At 40.2% G+C, this 24,180-nt stretch carries 27 protein-coding genes and 1 riboswitch; of the genes, 23 read left to right on the top strand and 4 right to left on the bottom strand.

Annotation, left to right across the window (positions count from 1 at the left end):
- The first annotated feature begins 71 nt into the window (after positions 1 to 71).
- The 14 genes from NAF01_RS17840 to NAF01_RS17775 all read left to right on the top strand — a co-directional run bounded on the left by NAF01_RS17840 (position 72) and on the right by NAF01_RS17775 (position 14,736).
- Positions 72 to 1,223: a D-alanyl-D-alanine carboxypeptidase family protein gene (locus NAF01_RS17840; RefSeq protein ID WP_048008122.1), complete on the top strand. Its 1,152-nt coding sequence runs from the start codon at positions 72 to 74 to the stop codon at positions 1,221 to 1,223.
- A complete protein-coding gene (locus NAF01_RS17835) occupies positions 1,216 to 1,803 on the top strand; it encodes a nucleoside recognition domain-containing protein (protein ID WP_163141792.1) in 588 nt (195 codons plus the stop codon). Before NAF01_RS17840 ends, NAF01_RS17835 begins: the two co-directional genes overlap by 8 nt.
- A gap of 7 nt (positions 1,804 to 1,810) precedes the next feature.
- Complete coding sequence (locus tag NAF01_RS17830) at positions 1,811 to 2,347, top strand: spore maturation protein (RefSeq protein WP_048008123.1); 537 nt, start codon at positions 1,811 to 1,813, stop codon at positions 2,345 to 2,347.
- A 210-nt stretch (positions 2,348 to 2,557) separates the two neighbouring features.
- A complete protein-coding gene (gene rluB / locus NAF01_RS17825; RefSeq protein ID WP_048008124.1) occupies positions 2,558 to 3,283 on the top strand; it encodes a 23S rRNA pseudouridine(2605) synthase RluB in 726 nt (241 codons plus the stop codon).
- Positions 3,284 to 3,467: 184 nt separating this feature from the next.
- Positions 3,468 to 3,992 carry a thiol-disulfide oxidoreductase ResA gene (gene resA, locus NAF01_RS17820; protein WP_222497844.1) on the top strand — a complete coding sequence of 175 codons (525 nt, stop codon included), beginning with the start codon at positions 3,468 to 3,470 and terminating at the stop codon, positions 3,990 to 3,992.
- 19 nt (positions 3,993 to 4,011) lie between these two features.
- Entirely contained in the window at positions 4,012 to 5,643 is a 1,632-nt protein-coding gene (resB, locus tag NAF01_RS17815; protein ID WP_197213639.1) for a cytochrome c biogenesis protein ResB, read from the top strand.
- A 12-nt stretch (positions 5,644 to 5,655) separates the two neighbouring features.
- On the top strand, positions 5,656 to 6,837 hold the full coding sequence (ccsB, locus tag NAF01_RS17810) for a c-type cytochrome biogenesis protein CcsB (RefSeq protein ID WP_197213640.1): 1,182 nt from the start codon (positions 5,656 to 5,658) through the stop codon (positions 6,835 to 6,837).
- A 291-nt stretch (positions 6,838 to 7,128) separates the two neighbouring features.
- Complete coding sequence (locus NAF01_RS17805) at positions 7,129 to 7,845, top strand: response regulator transcription factor (RefSeq protein ID WP_048008128.1); 717 nt, start codon at positions 7,129 to 7,131, stop codon at positions 7,843 to 7,845.
- Positions 7,842 to 9,626 carry an ATP-binding protein gene (locus NAF01_RS17800; RefSeq protein ID WP_048008129.1) on the top strand — a complete coding sequence of 595 codons (1,785 nt, stop codon included), beginning with the start codon at positions 7,842 to 7,844 and terminating at the stop codon, positions 9,624 to 9,626. The genes NAF01_RS17805 and NAF01_RS17800 overlap by 4 nt, the downstream gene beginning before the upstream one ends.
- Positions 9,627 to 9,878: 252 nt before the next feature.
- Positions 9,879 to 10,430 carry an RNA polymerase sigma factor SigX gene (sigX, locus tag NAF01_RS17795; RefSeq protein ID WP_048008130.1) on the top strand — a complete coding sequence of 184 codons (552 nt, stop codon included), beginning with the start codon at positions 9,879 to 9,881 and terminating at the stop codon, positions 10,428 to 10,430.
- Positions 10,405 to 11,667, top strand: a complete 1,263-nt coding sequence (locus NAF01_RS17790; protein WP_250800931.1) for a GerMN domain-containing protein — start codon at positions 10,405 to 10,407, stop codon at positions 11,665 to 11,667. The genes sigX and NAF01_RS17790 overlap by 26 nt, the downstream gene beginning before the upstream one ends.
- A 214-nt stretch (positions 11,668 to 11,881) precedes the next feature.
- Complete coding sequence (locus NAF01_RS17785; RefSeq protein WP_163141801.1) at positions 11,882 to 12,781, top strand: peptidoglycan DD-metalloendopeptidase family protein; 900 nt, start codon at positions 11,882 to 11,884, stop codon at positions 12,779 to 12,781.
- 68 nt (positions 12,782 to 12,849) lie between these two features.
- Positions 12,850 to 13,662: a histidinol-phosphatase gene (locus NAF01_RS17780; protein ID WP_163141804.1), complete on the top strand. Its 813-nt coding sequence runs from the start codon at positions 12,850 to 12,852 to the stop codon at positions 13,660 to 13,662.
- A 156-nt stretch (positions 13,663 to 13,818) separates the two neighbouring features.
- A riboswitch (FMN riboswitch) is annotated at positions 13,819 to 13,989 on the top strand.
- A gap of 162 nt (positions 13,990 to 14,151) precedes the next feature.
- Positions 14,152 to 14,736 carry an ECF transporter S component gene (locus NAF01_RS17775; protein WP_197213649.1) on the top strand — a complete coding sequence of 195 codons (585 nt, stop codon included), beginning with the start codon at positions 14,152 to 14,154 and terminating at the stop codon, positions 14,734 to 14,736.
- Positions 14,737 to 14,859: 123 nt separating this feature from the next.
- Here NAF01_RS17775 and NAF01_RS17770 read toward each other — a convergent pair whose 3' ends face one another.
- Entirely contained in the window at positions 14,860 to 15,108 is a 249-nt protein-coding gene (locus NAF01_RS17770) for a ferredoxin (RefSeq protein ID WP_048008135.1), read from the bottom strand.
- Positions 15,109 to 15,367: 259 nt separating this feature from the next.
- Between NAF01_RS17770 and NAF01_RS17765 the strand changes: the two genes are divergently transcribed.
- From NAF01_RS17765 to NAF01_RS17745, 5 genes are all read left to right on the top strand, one after another.
- On the top strand, positions 15,368 to 16,426 hold the full coding sequence (locus tag NAF01_RS17765) for a YpbB family protein (RefSeq protein WP_048008136.1): 1,059 nt from the start codon (positions 15,368 to 15,370) through the stop codon (positions 16,424 to 16,426).
- Positions 16,423 to 17,922, top strand: a complete 1,500-nt coding sequence (locus tag NAF01_RS17760; protein ID WP_048008137.1) for a RecQ family ATP-dependent DNA helicase — start codon at positions 16,423 to 16,425, stop codon at positions 17,920 to 17,922. Before NAF01_RS17765 ends, NAF01_RS17760 begins: the two co-directional genes overlap by 4 nt.
- 6 nt (positions 17,923 to 17,928) lie before the next feature.
- Positions 17,929 to 18,516, top strand: coding sequence for a CPBP family intramembrane glutamic endopeptidase (locus tag NAF01_RS17755; protein ID WP_250800929.1), 588 nt, complete (start codon positions 17,929 to 17,931; stop codon positions 18,514 to 18,516).
- A 78-nt stretch (positions 18,517 to 18,594) separates the two neighbouring features.
- Entirely contained in the window at positions 18,595 to 19,341 is a 747-nt protein-coding gene (locus tag NAF01_RS17750; RefSeq protein ID WP_250800928.1) for a LysM peptidoglycan-binding domain-containing protein, read from the top strand.
- Positions 19,342 to 19,428: 87 nt separating this feature from the next.
- A complete protein-coding gene (locus NAF01_RS17745) occupies positions 19,429 to 19,887 on the top strand; it encodes a YpbF family protein (RefSeq protein ID WP_048008139.1) in 459 nt (152 codons plus the stop codon).
- Between the two features lie 54 nt (positions 19,888 to 19,941).
- Here the strand turns inward: NAF01_RS17745 and cotJC are convergent, their stop codons facing one another.
- The 3 genes from cotJC to NAF01_RS17730 all read right to left on the bottom strand — a co-directional run bounded on the left by cotJC (position 19,942) and on the right by NAF01_RS17730 (position 21,075).
- Positions 19,942 to 20,511 carry a spore coat protein CotJC gene (gene cotJC, locus NAF01_RS17740; protein ID WP_048008140.1) on the bottom strand — a complete coding sequence of 190 codons (570 nt, stop codon included), beginning with the start codon at positions 20,509 to 20,511 and terminating at the stop codon, positions 19,942 to 19,944.
- A gap of 76 nt (positions 20,512 to 20,587) precedes the next feature.
- Entirely contained in the window at positions 20,588 to 20,848 is a 261-nt protein-coding gene (locus tag NAF01_RS17735) for a spore coat protein CotJB (protein WP_048008141.1), read from the bottom strand.
- Complete coding sequence (locus NAF01_RS17730) at positions 20,848 to 21,075, bottom strand: spore coat associated protein CotJA (protein WP_048008142.1); 228 nt, start codon at positions 21,073 to 21,075, stop codon at positions 20,848 to 20,850. Before NAF01_RS17730 ends, NAF01_RS17735 begins: the two co-directional genes overlap by 1 nt.
- 146 nt (positions 21,076 to 21,221) lie before the next feature.
- Between NAF01_RS17730 and NAF01_RS17725 the strand changes: the two genes are divergently transcribed.
- From NAF01_RS17725 to NAF01_RS17710, 4 genes are all read left to right on the top strand, one after another.
- Positions 21,222 to 21,854, top strand: coding sequence for a CBS domain-containing protein (locus NAF01_RS17725; protein WP_048008184.1), 633 nt, complete (start codon positions 21,222 to 21,224; stop codon positions 21,852 to 21,854).
- A 59-nt stretch (positions 21,855 to 21,913) separates the two neighbouring features.
- Positions 21,914 to 22,318: a hypothetical protein gene (locus NAF01_RS17720; RefSeq protein ID WP_048008143.1), complete on the top strand. Its 405-nt coding sequence runs from the start codon at positions 21,914 to 21,916 to the stop codon at positions 22,316 to 22,318.
- Positions 22,319 to 22,346: 28 nt separating this feature from the next.
- The gene (locus tag NAF01_RS17715) at positions 22,347 to 23,135 is read left to right on the top strand and encodes a metallophosphoesterase (protein WP_250800927.1); all 789 of its coding nucleotides are present in this window, start codon (positions 22,347 to 22,349) and stop codon (positions 23,133 to 23,135) included.
- A gap of 121 nt (positions 23,136 to 23,256) precedes the next feature.
- Positions 23,257 to 24,162: a MerR family transcriptional regulator gene (locus NAF01_RS17710; RefSeq protein ID WP_250800925.1), complete on the top strand. Its 906-nt coding sequence runs from the start codon at positions 23,257 to 23,259 to the stop codon at positions 24,160 to 24,162.
- Positions 24,163 to 24,180 lie beyond the last annotated feature (18 nt).

The following is a 24,180-nucleotide window of genomic DNA, read 5'->3' as shown; positions in this document are numbered from 1 at the left end:
GACTCCTCCTTTTGGGGAGATCATGTATTTCGCTCAATCTGACATCCACAAAGGAGACGGGGTTTTGTGCAATGAAAATGTTTAGCAGGCTGATGGCCATATCTTTGGTCACCGCGTTGATGATGGTGAATTTCCCTCAGAAGACAGAGGCTTCAGTTTCAGTAAGTGCCCGGAGCGCAATATTAATGGAACAGGATTCTGGCCGTATCCTTTACCAGAAAGAAGCAAATGAAATGAGGAGAATAGCAAGCATTACAAAAATCATGACGGCAATTCTGGCCATAGAATCCGGAAAAATGGACGATATGGTTAAAGTAAGTGATCGTGCTGTCAGAGCGGAAGGGTCATCGATATATCTAAAGGCAGGAGAAAAAATAAAGCTTGAAGATCTGGTTTACGGGCTAATGCTTCGTTCAGGCAATGACTCTGCAGTCGCAATCGCAGAACATGTTGGCGGAAGCCTTGAAGGATTTGGCTTTTTAATGAATAAGAAAGCTGAAGAAATCGGCATGAAGAATACCCATTTTGCAAACCCCCATGGTCTGGATGATCATGAAGACCATTATTCGACTGCCTATGATATGGCTCTGCTGACCAGGTATGCAATGAATAATGAGAACTACCAAAAGATTGCAGGAACAAAGGTGCACCGTGCACCAAACCCGAATGAAAGCTGGGACAGGGTGTGGAAAAATAAAAATAGGCTCCTGACCGAATTATATGAGTATTGCACAGGGGGGAAAACAGGATATACAAAAAGGGCAAAGAGAACTCTTGTAACAACAGCATCGAAAGGCAGTCTTAATTTGATTGCAGTCACCTTAAACGGGCCGGATGATTGGAATGACCATATAAATATGTATGAAACAGCTTTTAGAACCTTTGATTCTGTGGAAGTCATGCCTGAGGGAATTATATCGGATATTGATGATGAATTTTATAAAGGCAGGGTTTATATAAAGCATTCATACAATTATCCTGTTACCAAAGAAGAGAAAAACAACTTTAAAATTGATATAAAGCTGCTGAAGCCTGAATCAGAATGGGATGACGGCAGGACAACACCTGACGTGGTCGGTCAGGCAACTGTGTATTTTGAAGACCAGCAAATTAAAAAGCTCCCAATCTATTATAAGCATGATGAGGTAAAAGAGGATAAGTCGCTATTAGACTACTTTAAGGGTCTTTTCACCTCAATTGCAGGAGTGAAGACAAATGGTTAATATCATTTGGGTGATGCTTACAGCTATAGGCTTAGTTTTTGCTATGATAAACGGCACCATAAATGAAGTGAACGAAGCCATTTTCAATGGTGCAAAAGAAGCGGTCACGTTGTGCATCGGTCTAATCAGCATTCTTGTTTTTTGGCTGGGAATGATGAAAATTGCCGAGGACGCAGGCCTGCTGAATAAGCTTGCTTCCTTATTCAGGCCAATTGTGAAAAAACTTTTTCCGGAAGTGCCCGGTGACCACCCGGCAATGGGATATATGCTATCGAACATGATGGCCAATATGTTCGGTCTCGGAAACGCAGCTACCCCTCTTGGCATAAAAGCAATGGAAGAGCTGAAAAGATTGAATGGGGGTAAGAATGAAGCAAGCCGTTCTATGATAACCTTTTTGGCCATCAACACTTCAAGTCTGACCTTAATTCCTACAACCGTGATTGCCATACGGATGAATTATAATTCTGCCTCGCCCACCGATATCGTAGGTCCTACCTTAGTGGCTACATTCTGCTCTTCATTGGCCGCAATAATGATTGACCGTTATTTCTATTACCGAAGAACGCGAAAAGGATGAGGTTAGGATGGAGATTGTTTCAGCTGTTTCCCTTTGGTTAATTCCTATTTTAATAGGCTTTATATTAATATATGGAACATTTAAGAAAGTTCCTACTTATGAAAGCTTTACTGAAGGCGGAAAAGAAGGAATAAAAATTGCTGTATCCATTATTCCTTTTCTTGTCGGGATGCTTGTAGCCATATCGGTTTTCAGGGCTTCCGGTGCCCTGGAGTATTTTATGAATCTGATCAGGCCAGGACTGGAGGCAATTGGAGTGCCTCCTGATATCGTACCCTTGGCTATCATTCGTCCGATCTCAGGAACTGCAGCACTGGGAATGACCAGTGACTTAATTGCTGTCCATGGTCCCGACTCCTTCATAGGCAGGCTTGCCTCAGTACTGCAGGGCAGCACAGATACAACTTTTTATGTCCTGACGGTCTACTTTGGAGCAGTGGGAATCAAAAAAATGGGAGATGCACTTAAAGTCGGACTGCTGGCCGATTTGGCAGGCATCATAGCATCCATTGTGATCGTAACACTTGTTTTTGGCAGTATGTAACCATTAAAGAAATGATCCGGAACAAAAGATACCTGAGTGTGGGTATCTTTTTTATTTTACTTTCAAATCTCAACTTTCAGTAATTACAGTTTATTACTTACCTAAGCTGTTTTGGCAATGGTTTGCTTTGAAATCTTGACGAATTATGTCATAATTCATTAGGAGTGAAAAAGTATGAAGTATTGTTAATAAAACTTTGAGGTGACATAAATGGAAAGATTGCAGAAAGTTATTGCCCATGCAGGGGTTGCTTCGCGAAGGAAAGCTGAAGAGCTAATGGCTGAAGGGCGTGTAAGGGTTAACGGAAAAACAGTAAAGGAACTGGGTGTTAAGGTCTCTCCTTCTGACCGCATAGAAGTGGATGGAATACCGTTGGAGAGAGAGGAGCCTGTTTATTTTCTTCTCTATAAACCAAGAGGAATCATTTCAGCCGTCTCAGATGACAAGGGCAGAAAAGTCGTCACGGATTTCTTTGAGGGAATCAAACAAAGAATATACCCTGTTGGAAGACTGGATTACGATACATCCGGAATCCTCATTCTTACCAATGACGGGGAGTTTGCGAATCTTTTAATGCACCCAAGCAATGAGATTGAAAAAGTCTATGTTGCCAAGTTGAAAGGCATTCCTTCAAAAGAAAAAATGAAGAGCCTTCAAAGAGGCATTGTGCTTGAAGATGGAAAAACAGCACCTGCCAAAACCAAGCTGTTATCAATGGATAAGAAAAAACAGACAGCTATTGTGGAAATCAGCATTCATGAAGGACGCAACCGCCAGGTTAGGAGGATGTTTGAAGCCATTGGACATCCTGTTCTGAAACTGAAGAGGGAGAGATATGGGTTCCTCACTCTGCAGGGATTATCAGCGGGGGATGCAAGAGAACTTACTGCCCATGAAGTTAAGCAGCTTCGGACACTCGCGATGAAGAAGAAATAGTCAGCTTTAGAAAAATTCATAGAAGTGTCACAGTTACGCTAATTTGTAAACAATATAGGTATGATGAAAAATGCTATAATAGTAAACAGCTATGAGGCAAAAATCTTTTCCATATGTTACATATAAATTTGTTAAGGTACGGTCTTTTGGCCTGATTAGGATGCCTTAGGAGGGGAAGTTTTTTATGAAAAAGCAGCGTCTGGTAATGAGAACAGTCATATTGCTTGTCCTTGGTGCTGCCGTGGCATATACGCTATACGCAAATTTTACGAAAGATAAAATTCAAAAGGTTGCTGTTGGGGAAAAGGCACCTGATTTTGTTCTGACAGATATGGATGGCAATAAACACAGGTTATCCGATTATGAAGGCCAGGGTGTTTTCCTGAATTTCTGGGGTACATGGTGCAAACCCTGTGAGAAAGAAATGCCATATATGAACAATCAATATGAGCAATTTAAAGATGAGGGTGTTCAGGTTTTGGCTGTTAATGTCGGCGAGACAGATTTAGCAGTAAATAAATTTTCTGAGCGTTACGATCTGGCTTTCCCGATTGTAATTGATAAGGATAGCCAAGTCCAATCTGCTTACGGAATTAATCCTCTTCCTGCCACTTTTCTCATTGATAAAGATGGAAAAGTTGTCAAGTATATTACAGGCGAGATGACGGAAGAAACGATCAAGAACTATATGGAACAGATTAAACCATAAGTTACGGGGAGTTTTATATATGAAAGAAGTAAAATGCGACTGCGGCCATGTTAATCCCATAGGTACTATACTATGTGAGTCGTGCGGGAAGGTATTGGAAGAAAAAGAAAAAGACAAGAAACTTCTCGATATGCGGTATGAAGGCAGTGCACGCCGCTCGCAAACCTATAATAAAACGATAATTGATAAGATATGGAATTTCTTCTCATCTGTTAAGGTTGGAGTCTGGCTGATCGTAATAACGCTGATAGCATCAGCCGTTGGAACAATACTGCCTCAGGAAATGTACATTCCGCCAATCATGCCTGCTGAAGAATATTACGAAGACCAATATGGATGGATTGGTAAATTATACTACGATCTTGGATTTCATAATCTATACAGCTCATGGTGGTATTTGATTTTGATAGCCTCAATCGGTATATCTCTTGTAATATGCAGTCTGGATAGGGTTGTCCCTTTGTATAGAGCTTTAAAAAAGCAGAAGGTAAGCCGTCATGAAAGCTATCTGCAGCGCCAGAGGGTTTTTGGTGCGTCACAGCCAGAAGATACTGATAAGGCCTTCACAATGGCAAAAGAAAAATTAAAATCCAAGAAATACAGCATCCGGGAAGAGAATGGAAACATCCTTGCGGAAAAGGGACGTTTCTCAAGATGGGGCCCATACGTTAACCATGTGGGGCTTATCATATTTTTAATTGGCGGAATGCTCCGTTTTGTACCGGGCATGTATGTTGACAAAATTCTTTGGATCCGGGAAGGCGAAACAAAGGTCATTCCGGAAACCAATGGTGAATATTACCTTAAAAATGATGGCTTCATCCTTGAAATGTATGATAAAGAGAAAGATAACGAAGTGTTTGGGGAAGCGATTGACAAAGCAGGAATGGTAGCTAAAAATTATCAGTCCAATGTCATTCTTTATAAAAAACAGGGCGATACTGTTGCAGGTGAAGAGGCTGATCTCAAGAAAGTTAAGGACTATGAAATTAAGGTAAATAAACCTCTGAAGTTTGAGAACTTTGCATTATACCAAGTAGATTATAAACTTAATGAACTTAACAAAATGTCATTTGCCCTTACAAATAAAAAAACGGGTGAGGAATACGGGGATTTAACAGTCGACCTGAATCATCCACAGGATGAATATGATCTTGGAAATGGCTATAAAGCAGAAGTTGTCAGCTATTTTCCCGATTTTGAATTTGATGAAAATGGAGAACCTGTTACAAAGTCCAGAATCCCAAATAATCCTGCCTTTGTTTTTAAAATGTTTACTCCGGATAAGCCTGATGGCGAAATAAGTTTTGTTGCGATCAGACAGACTATTGAACCATTCGGCGATAATGAATACAAGATGGCCTTTAAAGGCATAGATACTAAAAATGTATCGGCCCTGACCGTCCGAAAAGATTTAACATTATGGATTATCGCATTGGGCGGCGTTATTTTCATGATAGGTGTTGCACAGGGATCTTATTGGAACCATCGGAGAGTTTGGCTGCGCCGTGTGAATGGAGAGGTGTGGGTAGCAGGACACACTAACAAAAACTGGCATGGACTTAAAAGGGAAATTGAAGCAGCATTGGATGGAACCGGAATTACGATGCCGGAAGATCAGCTGCAAAATCAAAGTGAAAAGAAAGGCTAAGGAGGAATCTGAGTGGTTACAATAAGCAGCAATTTACTATACACAGCTTTTATCCTCTATTTAATTGCTACTGTCTTTTTTGCCGGCTCTATAAAGGATAAGAATAGAACGAAACAAGGGCCAAACAGATGGGCAGCAATTGGATTATGGATCTCGATTATCGGGTTTGCTGCACAGCTTGGCTACTTTATTACAAGGTGGATTGCAGCCGGGCATGCGCCTGTCAGCAACCTTTTCGAATTTACAACATTCTTTGGAATGTCACTTGTTGGTGCTTTTATAGTGATTTACTTAATTTATAAAACACCTATTTTAGGAGTCTTTACGCTCCCGGTTGCGGTACTGATGATTGCTTATGCAAGTATGTTTCCGCGGGAAGTTTCACCGCTGATCCCCGCCCTGCAGAGTGATTGGCTTCATATTCACGTTACAACAGCTGCAGTTGGGCAGGCTATTTTGGCTGTAAGCTTCGCTGCCGGATTAATTTATTTGGTAAAATCAGTGGATCAAACTAAGCAAAGCAAACAGAGATTCTGGCTTGAAGCCGTTATGTTTGGCCTGGTTTGCACACTTGGGTTTATTGTTATAAGCTCAGGCTTCTCAGCTTCAGGCTACAAAGCGGAATTTAACTGGATTGATAAGAACGGTCAGGAAGATGTTCTGGAATATCATATGCCTGCTTTAACAGGTCCTCACGACGGTCAGCTGATTACGGAAGGTAAATTTGAACCGCTGGCGGAAATGCCTGCAATTATTAATGCAAAAAAATTAAATACCGTTATATGGTCTTTGGCTTCAGGTATTCTTCTATATCTTGCTTTAAGATTGATTCTCCGCAAAAGGGTTGGAGCAGCACTTCAGCCGCTTGCTAAAAATATTAATCTTGATTTGGTTGACGAGATCGCTTACCGCTCAGTATTAATAGGATTTCCGGTCTTTACACTAGGAGCTTTGATTTTTGCCATGATATGGGCACAAATTGCCTGGACTCGTTTCTGGGGATGGGATCCAAAGGAAGTATGGGCTCTCATCACCTTCCTATTTTACGCTGCCTACCTGCACCTTCGCCTTTCAAAGGGCTGGCATGGCGAAAAGTCTGCATGGCTAGCTGTAATCGGATTTATCATTATTATGTTTAATCTGGTTGCGGTAAACCTGGTCATTGCCGGATTGCACTCCTACGCTGGATCATAATAAAAATAAACAAGCCTTCACTTCACAATAGTGAAGGCTTTAATTAAAGATTTTAATCTTGTAAAATTTAGTGTTTTTCTGCTTTGTATACTATATTTCACCGCTGAGTTGATTGGAGCCTACGGGAGTATCGTACCAGGAAGAGACCCCGCAGACGCAGAGCGTTGAGGAGGCTCCCGGCAGCCCCGTGGGAAAGCTTGAGTGCCTGCAGCGGAAATCAACGGGCAGAATCCTTTAGCAAAAATGAATTTTGAAAAGAGCCATTTCTATTGACGTTAGGGGGACTTGAAAATGGAAAACCAAGTGAAAATATTGCTAGTGGATGATGAAGAAAGAATCCGCCGATTATTGAAGATGTACCTTGAGCGTGAAAATTTTTCAATTGATGAAGCAGAGAATGGAAACCAGGCTTTGTCAAAAGCCCTGGCAAATGATTATGATGTTATCCTATTGGATTTAATGATGCCCGGCAAAGACGGTATAGAAGTCTGCAGAGAACTGAGAGAAAAAAAAGCTACTCCCGTGATCATGCTTACAGCTAAAGGGGAGGAAGTTAATCGCGTACAGGGCTTTGAAGTCGGCACTGATGATTATATCGTAAAGCCTTTCAGTCCCAGGGAAGTTGTGCTGCGTGTTAAGGCTTTATTGCGCAGATCTTCTAAAACTACTTACCTGCAGACAGAAACAACAGCAAAAGATGTAATCGTATTTCCTCATCTAACGATCGATAATGATGCTCACAAAGTATTGGCTGATGGAAAAGAAGTCAGTTTGACGCCAAAGGAATATGAACTCCTTTATTTCCTGGCAAAGGCGCCCGATAAGGTGTTTGACAGGGAGCATCTGCTTAAAGAAGTATGGCATTATGAATTTTTTGGAGATTTGAGAACAGTTGATACTCATGTGAAGCGCTTGCGTGAAAAGCTGAATAAAGTTTCTGAGCAGGCTGCCAGAATGATTGTCACCGTTTGGGGAGTGGGCTACAAGTTTGAGGTTATTAATGAATGATGCTCTTTAGGAGTGTTGCCGGAAAGCTTTGGGGCACAATTCTTTTATTAGTTTCCTTTGTACTGCTGATTTTAACAGTCATGCTGCTGGAATTCTTTGAGAATTACCATATAAATGAAACAGAAAAAGGATTATCAAATACTGCCCATAAAATAACCAGAATTTTAAAAGAACATAATCGTGATGTCGGTTTGGAAATTTCCTGGGAACTTGTCGATGATGTTACAAAAGTAGTCATTATTAACTCGCCGAAAGAGTACTACTATTCTCCAAACCATACAGATTCATTAAAACTGCCCATTTCCTACCTCACCGAGGAAGATGATTTAAAAGAAGTTCTTACGAAAGACAAGACTGTAAAAAAAGTAACATCCGTTAATCCGGAGTATACAGACGTATCCGCAGATGACGACAGCAAAATTCTTATCATTGGAGTCCCGCTTGAAGGTGACGGCAGCAATGGAGCCGTTTTTATTTATCAGTCCATTGAGGTAATGCACGAAACATTGCGTTCAACCACAAAGTTTATTTTGCTGGCTGCGGGAGTTGCCATCATTTTAACAACCATCTTTGCTTTTTTCTTATCGACAAGAATCAATGCTCCACTGAGAAAAATGAAAGAAGCTGCCTTTGAGGTAGCAAGAGGTAAATTTGATACGAAAGTTCCGATTCTGACTAATGATGAGGTTGGCGAATTAGCCATGGCTTTTAATCAAATGGGCAGACAGCTGAAATTTAATATGAATGCCTTAAGCCAGGAAAAAGAACAGCTGGCAAGCATTTTAAGCGGGATGGCTGATGGGGTAATCACCTTCAACCGGGATGGAACGATACTGATTACGAATCCTCCTGCAGAGCGTTTTCTGCAAAGCTGGTTTTATGAGCTGGATGACATCGAGAATAATACGGAGGAAGTTCCTTCCAAAGTAATGGAGCTCTTCCAGCTTGCTGTTAATACGGAGAAGGAACAGATTGGTGAAATCCCAATACAGGGCCGTTCATGGGTGATAATCGTTAGCCCTCTTTATAATAAAAAATATATTAGGGGAGCGGTTGCAGTTATCAGGGATATGACGGAGGAGCGTAAGCTTGATAAGCTCCGCAACGATTTTATAGCTAATGTTTCTCATGAATTAAGGACGCCAATTTCGATGATGCAAGGATATAGTGAAGCGATCGTCGATGATATTGCGGGAACGGATGAAGAGAAAAAAGAGATGGCAAGTGTCATTTATGATGAATCCCTGAGAATGGGCCGGCTTGTGAACGAATTGCTTGATCTTGCCAGAATGGAAGCTGGGCATATTCAGCTGACAATGGAAGAAACTGATGTAAACTCCTTTCTGCAAAGAATCACCAGAAAATTCCAGGGACTCGCAAAAGAGAAGGAAATTAACCTGGAACATGATTTGCAAAGCGAAAATTTATCTATTCAATTGGATCCGGACAGAATAGAACAGGTTATGACCAATCTGATTGATAATGCCATCCGGCATACCCCCCATAACGGAGAGGTTAAAGTTATCGAACGGAGTGATGAACGGGGACTGCTTATCGAAGTGAAAGATTCTGGCTCGGGAATCCCCGAAGAAGACCTGCCCTTTGTATTTGAGCGTTTTTACAAAGCTGACAAAGCAAGGACAAGGGGCCGCTCCGGAACTGGCCTTGGACTCGCAATTGCAAAAAATATTATTGAAGCTCATAAAGGTCATATTACGGTTCAAAGCAAGACCGGACATGGTACGACATTTTCAATATTTATCCCTCGAAATGACGGATAAAGACGGGAATTGTGGCGATTGTTCTTGATACACGGGAAACAATTAATCATAGGCTGGGGAAGGAGATGCAAGAATTTCCTTCCCTTTCTTTTTGAATTATAATGAAAAGGCATTGGCCGTTCGTATCTGAAGGCAGGGAGTAATCCCCCGCCCAAACAGGCTCTTGCGTTTTTCTGCACAATAATAATATAGTTAAACTGTAACTTTTTTTAGAGAGAGAACGACTATTTTATTGAACGGGGAGGGGAATTCATGGACTCCGTTTTTGATGAACTTTATAAAAAATACCATCAGGACGTTTTTCAATTTCTTTTTTATATGGTCAAAAACAAGGAACTGGCTGAGGATTTAGTCCAGGAAGTCTATATAAGAGTGTTAAAGTCATATGAAAGATTTGAAGGGAAAAGCAGCGAAAAAACCTGGCTCTTTTCAATTGCGCGGAATGTTGCCATTGATTCCTTTCGCAAGCAAAAGGGCTGGAAACAAAAGATTATGGAGAAATTTGACTGGTCAACTCAGCAGGTAAAGGATGAACACCCCTTGCCTGATGAAATTGCTGTTCAACGGGAAGAAATCCAGATGATCTATCGCTGTCTTGATTTATGCACCATTGACCAGAGGCTAGTCATTATTATGAGATATATACATGAACTCACCATTACAGAAACAGCTGATTCACTTGGCTGGACTGAAAGTAAGGTAAAGACAACGCAGCACCGTGCGTTAAAGGTGTTGAAAAATCATATGGAACATTTTAAGGCAAAGGAGGGAATGGATAATGAAGGAATCAAAATGGAGCGATGAGCAGCTTCAGGAATTGCTGAGCCAGATGCCTAAGATTAAAGATAGTCGAGACCCGAGAGAAATTTATCAAACCATACAAATCAAGATGGGCAAACAAAAGAAAAGAACATGGATCATGCCTGCTGCAGCAGCGGCTGCTGCATTGCTCCTGCTTTTCATTCTTGCCCCGAACCTTATGAATTGGCAGGATTCTGCTGATCAACAAGTCGAAATTCAATCAGATCAGACACAATCATCTGAACAAATAACCGGTGACAATTACAGTATATCGGAAGCCAAAGACGAAGATTCAGACCCGGAACCTCTTGCAAAAGAAGAAGATCCACAAGAGGATCATGCGCAGCTTTCCGGTGACCCGGAAAAAGAATCTAGCAATGATATAAGCATGAAGTCTGTTTCATCCGAAGCAAGCCCTACTGCCGTTTATGAAGAAGACTTGGCAGGAAAAGAAGTCCTGACCTATGCAATTCCGGATAAGGAGGCTAAAAATATTGTACCTGTCAGCGTTCTGGTTGATAGTGACCCGGCCAGGACGAAATTTGCTCTGTTTGAAGACACGATGAGCAAACTTACTGAAGATGCATGGGGTTTAGATGATTACTATCCTTTAAAAGCAAATTTAACTCATGACCAGGAAAATAACATCCTGACAGTTGATGTGCCGGCGGATCACCCATATAGTATTTCCTCCACCTCAGAGTTACTTTTAGAGAAGGTTTTGGCGAATATAATGAACAATTTAGATATAGAAAAGATTGACCTTAGAACGGAAGGGAAAGTCGGCATTGAGTTCGGCCATTATGGATATAGAGACGAATTTATCCCGGAAAATAGCAATGGTAACTTAATTTATTATTTCTTGTATCCTAATGGTGCAGATTCAACACCATTCCTGGTGCCGTTAAGAGAAGAGCTCAATTCGGTAAAAGATGCTCTGAAAGCCATGAAACAAAATAGGACTGAAAATAATTTACAGGCATCCATACCGGATGATGTTGATTTTGAAATAGAAGAAAAAAAGGATGGCAAACTCAAAATCCGTTTTAATAATGAATCAGAAATAATCGATAATGCACCAACACTTCATGCGATCGAAGCAATCCTTCTTACGGCAAAAGACTTTGATTTCGACACGGTCAAATTAGAAAATGCAGATGTTGATAAAATAGGCAAGTTTGATCTTACTGAGGAATTAAAGGTACCTGTAGCAGCTAATAAACGAGATTTGCCAAATTAGAAAGGCGGCCCTATGTGGCCGTCTTTTCCATTTTAGGATAAAGTTCCTCCATATCTGCATAAAAACGTTGCTGCTGGAAGAATACTAATCACTGTGCTTTTATGAGCTTTATTATTAATTGTTCTAAAAGAGTACAAGCTGTCATAGGGTGAAAGAGAGTGCAGATAGAAAGCGCTCGAGCGGATATTTCAGCTGACATCATAGGAGGAAAAGAATGAAGGATTACATAAGGCGTTTCTTTATCGCAGGAATAATGGCTCTTTGTGTGAGTTTGCTATTTCTGGGAGGGAAGCATTCTAAAGCTGCTGAGCCAAAAATTTCTGAGTTGACAGAGCATTGGGTATGGCCGGCAGAAGGTGTAATTACGGACACGTATGGTACAAGAAGTGGTCAGCATAAGGGCATTGATATTGCCGGAGATTCCGGTTCTCCGGTTTATGCCGCTGACGCTGGAATTGTGTCCAGGTCGTATTACTCTCAAACATACGGAAATGTAATATTTATTAAACATAGCAACCAAACCGAAACAGTATACGCCCATCTGAATAAACGATTATCTGCTGAAGGCGACAAAGTTTCGCTCGGACAGAAAATCGGATTGATGGGAAGCACGGGTGACTCTTCAGGAGTCCATCTTCATTTTGAAATACATGCGCAGGCATGGACAGCTGATAAAATAAATGCAGTGGATCCCTCTGTGGCATATGGCATGGGAGAAGTTGGACAAGCTGTAAATGCAGCGGCAAGAACTGAAAACGCACGTGAAGTATCAGCCCGGCCGTCTAATTATAATTCTGGACAAATAACAAATGATTCCGGGGAAACCTACCATATAGTTAAAACTGGGGAAACATTATGGACCATCGCTGCACACTATAATCTGCTGCCCGGTGATATTGCCGGTTTAAATAATATTAATCCTGATCACATTCTTACAGGTCAAAAACTGATGATAAAACCCGGCAAATTTAGTGAATACACTGTTAAGCAAGGCGATACATTAACTTCTATAGCGAAAATGCATGATACAACAGCAGAAGCTATTAAAGAGTTAAACAATTCAAATTCAGATGTTATCAAAATTGGACAAATTCTAATCATTCACAAAAAATAGAATAGAAATGATTGCACCGCTTTACTCCCTTAAAGTATAATGGGTAAAAAACTGGGGGAGTTAGAGAAATGCTTACAGACTATCATAACCATCTTGAAAATGGCACGTTAAGCCTGGATTATTTAAAAAAATTTACAGATGCTGCTGCCCAAAAAGGGATTGAATCTTTTGGGATTTCGGAACATGCATATCATTTCTATCAGACAGCAGACATTCTGCAAAATCCATGGGTAAACGAAAGACGATTTTATGATATGAAAGACTATGTGAATGTTTTTCAAGAAGCGTGGAGTAATAACATAGATGTGAAAATGTCAATAGAAATGGACTATACGCCGGGCAAGCATTATGAAATGGCGAAGTTTATTAACAGCTACTCATTTGATTATGTAATTGGATCCATACATTGGGTTGGAGATTTCGGCATAGATCTTGCTGAATTTAGAAAAGAATGGGATAAAAGGGATCTTTATGAGATATATAGGAAGTATTTTGATCAAGTGGTCACACTGGCCCAATCCAATTTATTTGATATTGTAGGCCATTTAGACCTCGTGAAAATCTTTAAATATGTTCCTAAGGACGAAGAGTTTTTGCTGGAGCAGTATGATCGTGCAGCCAATGCACTGGCAGAATCCAAGACATGTGTAGAGATCAGCACAGCCGGTCTGCGAAAGCCAGTCGGTGAACTATACCCGGACAAACGGCTCCTGCAGAAATGCTATGAGAAAAATATCCCGATTGTACTTTCATCTGATGCGCACTTTCCTGAACATGTAGGTGCCGATTTTGATAAGGCTATTGCTCTTGCAAAAGAAGTGGGATATGAGTCCATCATGACTTTTTCCAAAGGAGAAAGAAAGGAATATCCTCTTGGATAATGCAAAAGGGATGGCAGAGCCTCCCTTTTATGTATTATCCAGAAAAATTTTAATAGGTATGGACATGGATATATATGTTTCAAATCCATACAGATAAACAAATCCCTTCACAGAATAACTTTTTTTCAGTATAATTAATCTGTATAAATAAATACGGTCTATCTTCGGGGCAGGGTGAAATTCCCGACCGGCGGTGATGGGTTAATCTTAACTCTAAGCCCGCGAGCCTGAGAGAAGCGTTTGGTCGAAAAACGCTTTGCATTTAATTGGGCAGGATTTGGTGCGATTCCAAAGCCGACAGTACAGTCTGGATGGGAGAAGATGGAGGTTCTGCAGACGTTCAAAAAATGCAGGTTTTGAACGTTATTAAGCATGCCTTAGCAACTCTCCCTCAAGTTATTTTTGCTTGAGGGTTATTTATTGCGAAGATATTTGCTTAGCCGAACCTTTCTTCTATAGGAGAGATAGTCCTAAAAAGGAGAGAGGAACTTGAAAAAACTTAATATCAAATCAATGGTTGCCATCGGAATGCTAAGCAGCATCTCTTATGTATTAATGCTGCTCAATTTTCCAATTCCGCCGTTTCCGCAATTTTTGATGATTGACTTCAGCGATATTCCTGCATTAATCGCGGCGTTAATCTTTGGCCCGGCGGCAGGAATATTAGTGGAGCTTATTAAAAATATTCTTGATTACTTCATGACTGGGAGTGCAACAGGGGTACCTGTCGGACATATTGCAAACTTTGCGGCAGGCATTTTGTTCGTCTTGCCTACTTATTATGTATACAGCAAGCTGAAGACCAAAAAAGGCATGACGTTTGGGCTCGTAATCGGCACCATGGTTATGGCTGTTATTATGAGTGTGCTTAATTACGTTGTCATTCTGCCGGCATATACATTCTTCCTGAATTTCCCGGCAATGTCAGCGCCTGAAATGAGAACAATGATTGTGACAGGAATATTGCCATTCAATATCCTAAAAGGAATTATTATTTCAATTGTTTTCATGCTCATTTTTACACGCATGAGAACCTGGGTAGAAAAGCAGGCTGTATTAAAAAGTGCAGCATAATGAATATATAAATCTAAAGCAGCGGCAAATGTTCCGCTGCTTTTTCAATTTGTAAGCCAAAAAACTCCCTTTCTAGTTGAAAGGGAGCAGTAGCTTAACAAAGATTAGAGTATGGCTGAGGGATTATTCGTATTTAAGCGGGTCGCCATCAAAAGCGTCATCAGCAACTTTGATTGAATCGGTTGGGCAGCCTTCGAATGCATCCATCATATCGTCCATCAATACATCTGGAATCTCAACGATACCCTGGTTATCATCAAGGGTAACAAATGCGATGCCTTCATCATCGTAATCATAAATGTCCGGTGCAGCTGCGCCGCAAGCTCCACATGCAATACATGTTTCTTTGTCAACAATTGTATACTTTGCCATGAAAAAAACCTCCCAAGAATTAAACAATTAATCTCCCATCAAGATGATGGTAACACATTCCTCACATCCTATTGTAAAACTGTATGTTCAACTTTTCAATAGAAAATGTATTGAGAATGCTTATCACATAAGGGTTTAGGCATAATTTACCCTGTTAGAAATAATTAAAACGGCCTGCCGAATTCTTTCATGATAAAATAGAAGTAAGAAAAAGAAGGTAATGAAAAAATAAAAAATCTTATGCCGTAAGGTGAACATAATGCAAAGAGCTTATTTGAAATCTGTAATAATGTACTGTGTTAACGAGTTGCAGGGACAAAGAACTATATATTCCATTTTACATTTGCTTAATGGAAAAAAGTCTTCCCAGACCATCCAAGATGCTCATCTATTTCAACTAACCCCGTTTTTTCGTACATTTGGAAATTTAAGCAGGGGAGTTCTGGACCATCTTGCAGAGGAAATCCTAAGCAGCAGCTGGATGACTGCCATTGATGAAAAGCATTACATTTTAACTGAAGAAGGGAAGAAAGAGCTCGAAAGATCTCTTTTAGAATGTCCAATACCTTCATCATTAAACGGATGGCTGTATCATAGTACAGGTGAATTGTTTTGGGAGAGGATTACACTTTTAATTCAGGTAATATCCCACTTAAATAATAACAATGTAAAGTACCTTCCTATCCAAAGAAAAAGAGATATTCATGAATGGCTGAAAGACTTTCTTGGGAAATCTGGATTTTCCCGCGGTGAAGTTGGGGTTATGCTGTACAAGGAACTTGGTCAGTGCCTTGAAGGTCTGAATAATATTAATCCTGCTGTGCTGACATTGAGGCTGACAGGCTATAACCGTATTGGCCTCACAGCTGTTCAGGCTTCTGAACAGCTTGGAATCAGCCAGGATTATTACCACCATCAGTTCCTTGGGGCTATTCATCATATACTGGCAAGCGGAAGAGATAATTCTGCCGAATATCCGCTTATCAATAAGATCGTTAGCGATGCAGGAAATGAAGTTCAGCTAACATTGTCTGCCCAAAAGACTTACACAATGTTAAAACAGGGACTGGAATTGGATGATATAGCTAAAATGAGAAGATTGAAAAAAAGTACAATTGAGGATCATATTGTGGAAGTAGCATTAAACGACAGCTGCTTTAATATCACACGTTATGTCTCCGAGGAAAAACAGAAGCTGATCCTTCATGCAGCCAATCGTGCTGATTCAATGCAATTAAAGCAAATACGTCAAATAGTGCCTGAATCCGATTATTTTGAAATCAGATTAGTAATGGCAAAGCTTGGAGAGGGACAATGAGATTGGACGAACTATTGGAAAGAAAATTTGGATATTCTGCCTTCAGACCTGGACAAAAGGAAATCATTGAATCCGTGCTCGCAGGCAGGAATACTGTTGCCATGCTGCCTACAGGTACAGGTAAATCCCTTTGTTATCAGCTGCCGGGATATATGATTGAAGGCCAGGTAATTATTATTTCTCCTTTGCTGTCCCTGATGCAGGATCAGGCAGAACAGCTCATGATGAATGGAGAAAAAAAGGTGATAGCATTCAATTCTTTTCTATCCCGTTCTGAAAAAAAGCAGGCATTAACTAATCTGGATCAGTATAAGTTTATCTTTATTTCACCCGAAATGCTTTATTTTGAATCAGTACAATCTCAGTTGAAAAAATTGCGCATCGCTTTATTTGTTGTTGATGAAGCACATTGTATCTCCCAATGGGGATATGATTTCAGGCCAGATTATTTAAAGCTTGGCGAAGTGAGACAAAAGGTAGGGAACCCGGTTACACTTGCTTTAACTGCCACAGCTACGCATGAGGTTAAATCAGATATAAAAAAGTCACTCGGCATACTGGACTGCAGCGAAATTATTTATTCGGTTGACCGTCCTAATATAGCGCTAACTGTAGAAAAGGCAGAAAATTTCCGTGTAAAAACAAAGAGGCTTGTGGAGCTTGCTGAGAGCCTTGAGGGTCCTGGCATTATATATTTTTCCAGCAAAAAAATGGCAGAACAAACAGCCGATATGCTGAGAGTAAATGGAGCTAAAAGAGTGATGGCTTATCATGGGGGAATGGACCAGGAAAGCCGCATCCTTGTGCAGCAGCAGTTTATCCATGGGCAGCTCGATCTTATTTGCGCTACAAGTGCCTTTGGCATGGGCATTAATAAAGAAAATATCCGGTACGTGATACACTTTCATATGCCTCTTCAGATTGAATCTTATTTGCAGGAAATTGGGCGGGCAGGAAGAGATGGAAAACAAAGTATAGCTATTATGCTCTATACACCCGGTGATGAGCAGCTTCCCATACAAATTGCAGAAAATGAATTTCCTGACAAGTCTCAAATTGATTGGATCAGCGGCTGGATGGAAGAAAACCCGAATGCGCTCACGAATATCAGTGCTTATGAAGAACAAATTAAACAGTGTTCCGGTTTAACAGAAATTCAGTGGAGAATATTTTATGATTTTTTTGAACGGAAAGCCAAATCTGGACTGGGGTATAAAAGGATTCTGCAGGAGATGAATGGGTACTGCGAAGGCAGAATCAAATTGAAAAGAAATAGCATTGAGGAAGTGTATAGGTGGATACACAATAAAAATTGCCGGAGAGAAAATATACTTTCCTTTTTTGATGAGGAAAAAAATACTCCGGTCCAATACTGCTGTGATATATGCGGTTTGCAATTTGATGAATTCATAAGAAACACAAAATCAGATAATCAGGATAGTATGCTTTATGATTGGAAAAATCATTTAGAATATCTCCTGATTCCAAGTGAGTGAACCGGATTGAAGAAAAAATACGAGGACATCATTAAGGAATTAACAGACAAGGAGCTATTATTCCATCTTTATCTTACTCAGGTGCTTATTTTAGCCATTGCTTTCATCTTTAGTATTATATTTTTTAACAGCTTTAAGGAATTCCAGGCTCTTTTTGTACTTGATGATATTAATATTCTTGTCATTGGGGCAGCGGCGGGATTGACTGTTGTCCTGATTGATATTGTCTTGATGAAGCTCCTCCCTGAGGAAATGTATGATGACGGAGGGTTAAATAAGAAAATCTTTCAAAACCGCCATATTCTTCATATTGCTTTTATTGCAGCAGTGGTGGCAATAAGCGAAGAACTTTTGTTCAGAGGTGTCATTCAGACCCATTTTGGACTGGCAATTTCTAGTCTTATTTTTGCACTTGTTCATTATCGATATCTTTTTAATTGGTTTTTGTTTGTAAATATTATTACATTAAGCTTTTTTATAGGTTATATTTATCATATATCCAATAATTTGCTTGTTACGATTGTTATGCATTTTCTGATTGATTTTCTTCTGGGTATTCTTATTCGAAAACGGTACCTGAAAAAATCTAAATAGGAAAAGGCAATGAACAAAGTAGATAACAGCAGCGTCAAATAAACTTCTTATGATTTTTTTTACAGGAAGGGATGAAACATGAGTAAAGAAGACCCATATAGAGATCAGGCTGAAAGACTCCGCAAGAGGATTGACAGAAAACAGGAGACGGGAGACAGCGTGCAAAAATCCGCTTTGCCGCCGCGGAGCCGTATACATCAGGAAAAAAGAAAAAAAAATAAATGGAGAGTTAAATACCCTGTTATTCGCTTGCTGGCTTTATTTTTTATCCTGCTCCCGATTACCATTTTCAGCATTTATCAATATGTAAGCAGTGATAAGAGCATTAATACCGGGTTAAATGCAGAATCTGAAGAAATAGGTTCTGAAACGGTCGTTTTTGCCACAAATGATGAAGGTGAAGGGACGACCATAGAAGCAAGAGAAGAGCAGGAAACTGAGAAACCTGAACAAGCTGAGAAACCTGAAAAAACTAAAAAAGCTGAAGAATCACAAGAGAAAGATGCTGCCAGCGACCAGCAGGAAAAACAGACTCCTCAAAAGCCTGATGAAGAAGATAAAGGTTCTGAATCCGCTTCTGAAAAGCAGGCCCGGCAAACAGCTTCTGATAGTACAGACTCGTCGAAAACTGCCGGGACACAGGAAGAATTAAATAAGGAAGGCAAAGTTGTCTACCATACGGTTAAACCAAAGGAAACAATCTTTCGAATTGCCATGACCTATTATAAATCCCAATCCGGAATTGAAATAATAAAGCAAGCCAACAATTTGCCGTCAAATGAAATACAAACGGGCCAGGTATTAAAAATTCCGCTTGAGCAATAAAAGAGTCTAAGACCATTTGCTGTCTTCTCTCCCAGTCATAGAATAATGTACAAGCTCATACATTATTATGAAAGGGAGGGAGCGTTTTTGGAATCGCCGATTAGAATGCTTGACGAACGTACAGACCAGGCAACAAGAAAAATGCTAGAGAAAGTTGTGGAGAGAAAACAAAAGTTTGATCGATTCAAGTCCTGGCATTTGATTGCCATGTGGGCGACCGTTTTTATATCCTTTTTATTCTTTTTTTATCTTTATAAAAGTGTTATGCAGCCTTACTCTTACTCGTTTGCATCGATGTTTTCGGCTTTTGTCAATCAGTCTGAAAATTTCTATTTACTAGTTTTTACGGTTGGCCTTTATGGGTTTATGAATCTTCTGAGAGAAAAAAGAGATAAAGCAGAAAAAGAATTTCATGCACTAAGGTGTGAAATAATTGATAAGAGCAAAGATCTCTGGAAAAAAGAAGATGAATGGAAAAATCGCCATAACGTTTTCGAAATGATGAAAAAAAATTATGATATAAACCTTTATCATGAAAACAAATGAAAAATAAACCAAATGGAAAAAGAAGCAGCCTGCCTGCTTCTTTTTGTTAAGTATTTAGAAGAATTTCTTTTTATCCCGTTCTTCCTTTAGAATCTCAACGGCTTCTCTGAAGCGCTGTGAATGGATGATCTCTCTTTCTCTTAAAAACCGGAGTCCGTCATTTAGATCCGGATCATCACTCAAATTTATAATCCACTGATAGGTTGCCCTTGCTTTCTCTTCTGCGGCGATATCTTCGTATAAATCTGCTATTGGATCACCTTTTGCCTGGATATAAGAAGCTGTCCACGGCACACCTGCAGCATTATGATAAAACAGAGCATTATCATGGTTAGCATAATGGGCATCCAGGCCGGCAGCCTTCATTTGATCAGGTGTAGCATCCTTTGTTAATTTGTAAATCATTGTCGCAATCATTTCAAGATGTGCAAACTCCTCTGTTCCTATATCTGTAAGTAGTCCGATGACCTTATCCGGTATAGTATAACGCTGATTCAAATATCTTAGTGCGGCAGCAAGTTCACCGTCCGCACCCCCATATTGTTCTATTAGATACTTTGCCAGCTTAGGATTGCAAGTGCTTACCTTCACCGGGTATTGCAGTTTTTTTTCATAAACCCACATTTTATTCTCAGCCTCCTTTGGAAGTCCGTTAGTAAGTCTTGAGCGCCTCCCCATTAAGAAGGCGCCTGAAAATCAACTATACCTGCCATGGCCACGGGGGATCATCCCAATTCCATGGCTGTCCCGAATAGCTGTGGCCAAATTGCATTAATGGACCATATTTGCTTTCAATGGCATTTCTCAGTTTTTTCCGTTCTTTTGCATAATGGTTGAATTGCTTAATGGCTTCTGTATCATTATTGTGAGTATCAAGGTATAAAGTCAGCTCAACAAGAACAAAGTCCACAGCCTGAAGCTGTTCAAGAAGCTGGTAGTAATCTGCGGGTAATTGTTTCATTACTGCTGTCCCTCCCTGGATTTTTCATAGGGACTGTACCATGGATCATAGAAAGCCTTCCACAGAGTTCCTGTTTTTAAGGCCTGCATTGGTGTAAATTGTTCCAGTCCTGGCGGCTGAAAACCCATATAAAGGTTTGGAGGTGTGGAATAAGTTTTGACCTTTATAGGAGTGCAGGGGTCAAAGGGGCTAACATATGGGTGCCAGGTCTTGCGGAGTGTATTCATCATAATCCCTCCTTTTTATGCGTCATTGAAACTTATGAAAAGCACAGTGATTTTATGATCGTTTACTCCAATAAAAAGAGGGGAAAGTTGAATAAATGGCGAATTAAATGTTAGGTCTAATTAATATTATTCTTGAGGTGATGGCAATGTTTGTGAAAAGTATTATGATCCCTAAACATAACTGTAAAACGGTCAGACAGGATGAAGCATTGAAAGATGCTCTGGATTTGCTTGAGGACAACCAGATTGATGGACTTCCTGTGTTGGACGGCGATCAATATGCCGGCATAATTACCAGATATGGAATATATGAGAACTTCTTTTTGTCAGGAAAATCAAAGGAAGAGTTTCTTGGAGGAACACTCGTAAAAGATATTGCCACACATCAGGAACAATATTTACAGGGGAATGAAATTTTTGAAAAAACACTGCTGGATTTAAAGGATTTTCCTTTACTTGCTGTTTTGGGCGAAAACCGTAAATTTCTGGGCATCGTTACCCGCTTTGATGTTCTGGCTCAATTTCAATCTGCCTTCGGGACGAATAAACCCGGTGTCAGGATTGCGTTTACCTCTGTGGAAGCGGAGGGGCGAATTGCCCGTTTGGCCGAAATCGCCCATTATTTCCATGAACACATCATTTCCCTTGTTACTTTTGATGAAACAGACAAGCTGGTCCGCCGCATCGTGATGAAAGTAGAGAAAAATGATAATATGGATAAGTTCATCAGCCGGCTTGAAAAATCAGGTTTCCGTGTTCTGGATATTACTGAAGATTAATGTATATATAGTCAACAAAATAAATCCTTCTCATACACTCTGTATGGGAGGGATTTTTATTGTTTATTATTTTGCTGAAGCTGGTGACAGGCTTTATTGGCGGCATTTTATATATTAAACTTTTTCCGGTGTCTATTCCCATGGGCATTTCAGATATGATTGTTATTTTTGTGCTCGAGCCGGCAGGCTTTGTCCTGGGAATGACTTTTTTTCTTATCTCCTTTATTGCCAACGCAGAAATCATTAGGATGATCATCGAATGGGCTGCAGGAGTTTTTAAAAATTTCAAGTCATTGAAAGAAAGCAATGCTTTATTTGGCACTGTTCTGATCTTATTGCTGATGGGATGCTTTTTTACTTTATCAGTCCTTTCGCCATGGGAAGCGTTTGCCCTTTTCTGTTTTTCGGCAATCTATGGTATTATTTCTTTAGATTTCAAGAAAATCAATTTTGCTGGAGACTGAGTAAAGGAAATTGATGGCAGGAGGATTTATGATATACTTAATAGCTTTAGCCTTAATTGGCGTTGCGGGTTTACTATTGTTTATGCTTAGGGAGGCATTTGCAGATAGAATTATATATAAAGAGCTTTCTTTTCCTGAATTTCCGGAAACCTTTGGTGAAATAAAGCTTTTTTTTATTTCTGATATTCATAGGAGGACAGTATCAGAAACCATTATCGGGGAGATAAAAGAGAAGAAGCCTGACCTGGTGATTATCGGCGGCGATCTCTTGGAAAGAGGAGTCCCTTTTGATAGAGTAAGGAAAAACCTGCTGGGTTTGAAGGAATGCGGGCCTGTCTATTTCGTGTGGGGGAACAATGATTATGAAGTTGATTACCATCAGCTCGACGCCCTCCTCCTCGAATGCGGAGTTAAAATTCTAGATAACACTGCCCTCTCTTTTGAATCAGAGGAAGGTGAGCGTTTTATTCTGCTGGGAACAGATGATTTCAGCAAAGAGAGGGATCGGCTCGACCTTGCACTTGAGGATATAGTCTCTGATGGATTTCGGGTTCTCGTCAGCCATGATCCACGAATCATTAATAGTATAGAAAAAGAACAAAATATTCACCTTGTCTTAAGCGGGCATACGCATGGCGGACAAATACATATTTTAGGGTATAGCCCTTATGAAAAGGGACGGATAAAAGTGCTGCCGCAAACAACAATTCTGATCAGCAACGGCTATGGAACGACTGGAGTGCCTTTAAGGCTGGGAGCAAAGTCTGAAACTCACTTCATCACCTTAAAAAAAGCTGATATCTTAGCTTCAAAATGAAAACACATCCAGATTTTACAATACTTACTGTTGTTTTTATACTTTTTAAGTAGGTATAAGTTCTGAAATTTAATCGCTGTCCAGCGATATTTGCTAATTAGCATTGAAGGGAGGGCTGAGCATGGCAACTGAAGAAGGTAAATATAATATTAAGGCTGTTTCTAAGATGCTCGGTATTCAGCCAGGAACCTTAAGGGCGTGGGAAAGGCGGTATCAAATCGTTGCTCCAAAGAGAAATGAATCAGGCCATAGACTATACACCGAAGAGCATATCAAAATACTAAAATGGCTGATCATGAAAGTAGATCAGGGCTTTTCCATCAGCCAGGCTGTTTCCCTTCTGGAGAATAAGGAATTAAATGCCGAGCCGCTTCAGGTGGATAAGGAAGGAGACCGGTCGGGTGCCCTCGCCAATGAGCTTCTTGAAGCTCTCCTTCATTTTAATGAATCGAAAGCGCATGATTTGATTAATCAGGCTTTTAGTTTTTACACAATAGATAAAGTCCTAATTGATATACTAGGCTCTCTTTTAGTGAAAATTGGACATCTATGGGATGAAGGGAAAATTACCACTGCTCATGAGCACTTTGCCTCGTCCATATTAAGATCAAGAATAGGGATGATTCTGCATTCATTTCCGCATAACGGGGTTCTGCCAAAGGTGGTCGCAGTTTGCGGGCCTGGAGAAGCTCACGAATTAGGACTTTTAATTTTTACGTTATTTCTGCGGAGAAGAGGATTTGAGGTTGTTTACCTTGGGACAAGCATTGCTGATGAAGATATTGACACTGTAATTGGAGTGGTTAAACCCAAGTTTTTATTTCTGTCGTGTACAATGAAGTCAAACGTGCCGGAAACCCTTAAACTTTCAGAGAGACTTACCGGGACTTATGGAAACCTCCATGTAGGCATTGGGGGATTCGGCATTGATTCCCTAAGCAATGAAGAAAAAATGAAGTATGAACAGTTTATACCCGGAAGTTCTCCGCAAGAATGGGAAGAATGGATTAAAGAACGGCTCCTTTAAACAATAGATCTGGCGGTT

Source organism: Cytobacillus firmus, assembly GCF_023657595.1.
Lineage (GTDB): Bacteria > Bacillota > Bacilli > Bacillales > Cytobacillaceae > Cytobacillus > Cytobacillus firmus_B.
Note: the sequence above shows the minus strand (reverse complement) of the source record. Positions and strands in the feature narration are given on the sequence as shown.

Excerpts from the sequence above, each read along its gene's own strand:
- resA (WP_222497844.1), top strand. The coding sequence starts at position 3,468 with ATGAAAAAGCAGCGTCTGGTAATGAGAACAGTCATATTGCTTGTCCTT.
- NAF01_RS17760 (WP_048008137.1), top strand. The coding sequence starts at position 16,423 with ATGAGATTGGACGAACTATTGGAAAGAAAATTTGGATATTCTGCCTTC.
- NAF01_RS17725 (WP_048008184.1), top strand. The coding sequence starts at position 21,222 with ATGTTTGTGAAAAGTATTATGATCCCTAAACATAACTGTAAAACGGTC.
- NAF01_RS17780 (WP_163141804.1), top strand. The coding sequence starts at position 12,850 with ATGCTTACAGACTATCATAACCATCTTGAAAATGGCACGTTAAGCCTG.
- NAF01_RS17840 (WP_048008122.1), top strand. The coding sequence starts at position 72 with ATGAAAATGTTTAGCAGGCTGATGGCCATATCTTTGGTCACCGCGTTG.
- NAF01_RS17830 (WP_048008123.1), top strand. The coding sequence starts at position 1,811 with ATGGAGATTGTTTCAGCTGTTTCCCTTTGGTTAATTCCTATTTTAATA.
- NAF01_RS17800 (WP_048008129.1), top strand. The coding sequence starts at position 7,842 with ATGATGCTCTTTAGGAGTGTTGCCGGAAAGCTTTGGGGCACAATTCTT.
- NAF01_RS17790 (WP_250800931.1), top strand. The coding sequence starts at position 10,405 with ATGAAGGAATCAAAATGGAGCGATGAGCAGCTTCAGGAATTGCTGAGC.
- NAF01_RS17770 (WP_048008135.1), bottom strand. The coding sequence starts at position 15,108 with ATGGCAAAGTATACAATTGTTGACAAAGAAACATGTATTGCATGTGGA.
- cotJC (WP_048008140.1), bottom strand. The coding sequence starts at position 20,511 with ATGTGGGTTTATGAAAAAAAACTGCAATACCCGGTGAAGGTAAGCACT.
- NAF01_RS17765 (WP_048008136.1), top strand. The coding sequence starts at position 15,368 with ATGCAAAGAGCTTATTTGAAATCTGTAATAATGTACTGTGTTAACGAG.
- NAF01_RS17750 (WP_250800928.1), top strand. The coding sequence starts at position 18,595 with ATGAGTAAAGAAGACCCATATAGAGATCAGGCTGAAAGACTCCGCAAG.
- NAF01_RS17785 (WP_163141801.1), top strand. The coding sequence starts at position 11,882 with ATGAAGGATTACATAAGGCGTTTCTTTATCGCAGGAATAATGGCTCTT.
- sigX (WP_048008130.1), top strand. The coding sequence starts at position 9,879 with ATGGACTCCGTTTTTGATGAACTTTATAAAAAATACCATCAGGACGTT.
- NAF01_RS17715 (WP_250800927.1), top strand. The coding sequence starts at position 22,347 with ATGATATACTTAATAGCTTTAGCCTTAATTGGCGTTGCGGGTTTACTA.
- NAF01_RS17710 (WP_250800925.1), top strand. The coding sequence starts at position 23,257 with ATGGCAACTGAAGAAGGTAAATATAATATTAAGGCTGTTTCTAAGATG.
- NAF01_RS17735 (WP_048008141.1), bottom strand. The coding sequence starts at position 20,848 with ATGAAACAATTACCCGCAGATTACTACCAGCTTCTTGAACAGCTTCAG.
- resB (WP_197213639.1), top strand. The coding sequence starts at position 4,012 with ATGAAAGAAGTAAAATGCGACTGCGGCCATGTTAATCCCATAGGTACT.
- NAF01_RS17805 (WP_048008128.1), top strand. The coding sequence starts at position 7,129 with ATGGAAAACCAAGTGAAAATATTGCTAGTGGATGATGAAGAAAGAATC.
- rluB (WP_048008124.1), top strand. The coding sequence starts at position 2,558 with ATGGAAAGATTGCAGAAAGTTATTGCCCATGCAGGGGTTGCTTCGCGA.
- NAF01_RS17730 (WP_048008142.1), bottom strand. The coding sequence starts at position 21,075 with ATGAATACACTCCGCAAGACCTGGCACCCATATGTTAGCCCCTTTGAC.
- NAF01_RS17835 (WP_163141792.1), top strand. The coding sequence starts at position 1,216 with ATGGTTAATATCATTTGGGTGATGCTTACAGCTATAGGCTTAGTTTTT.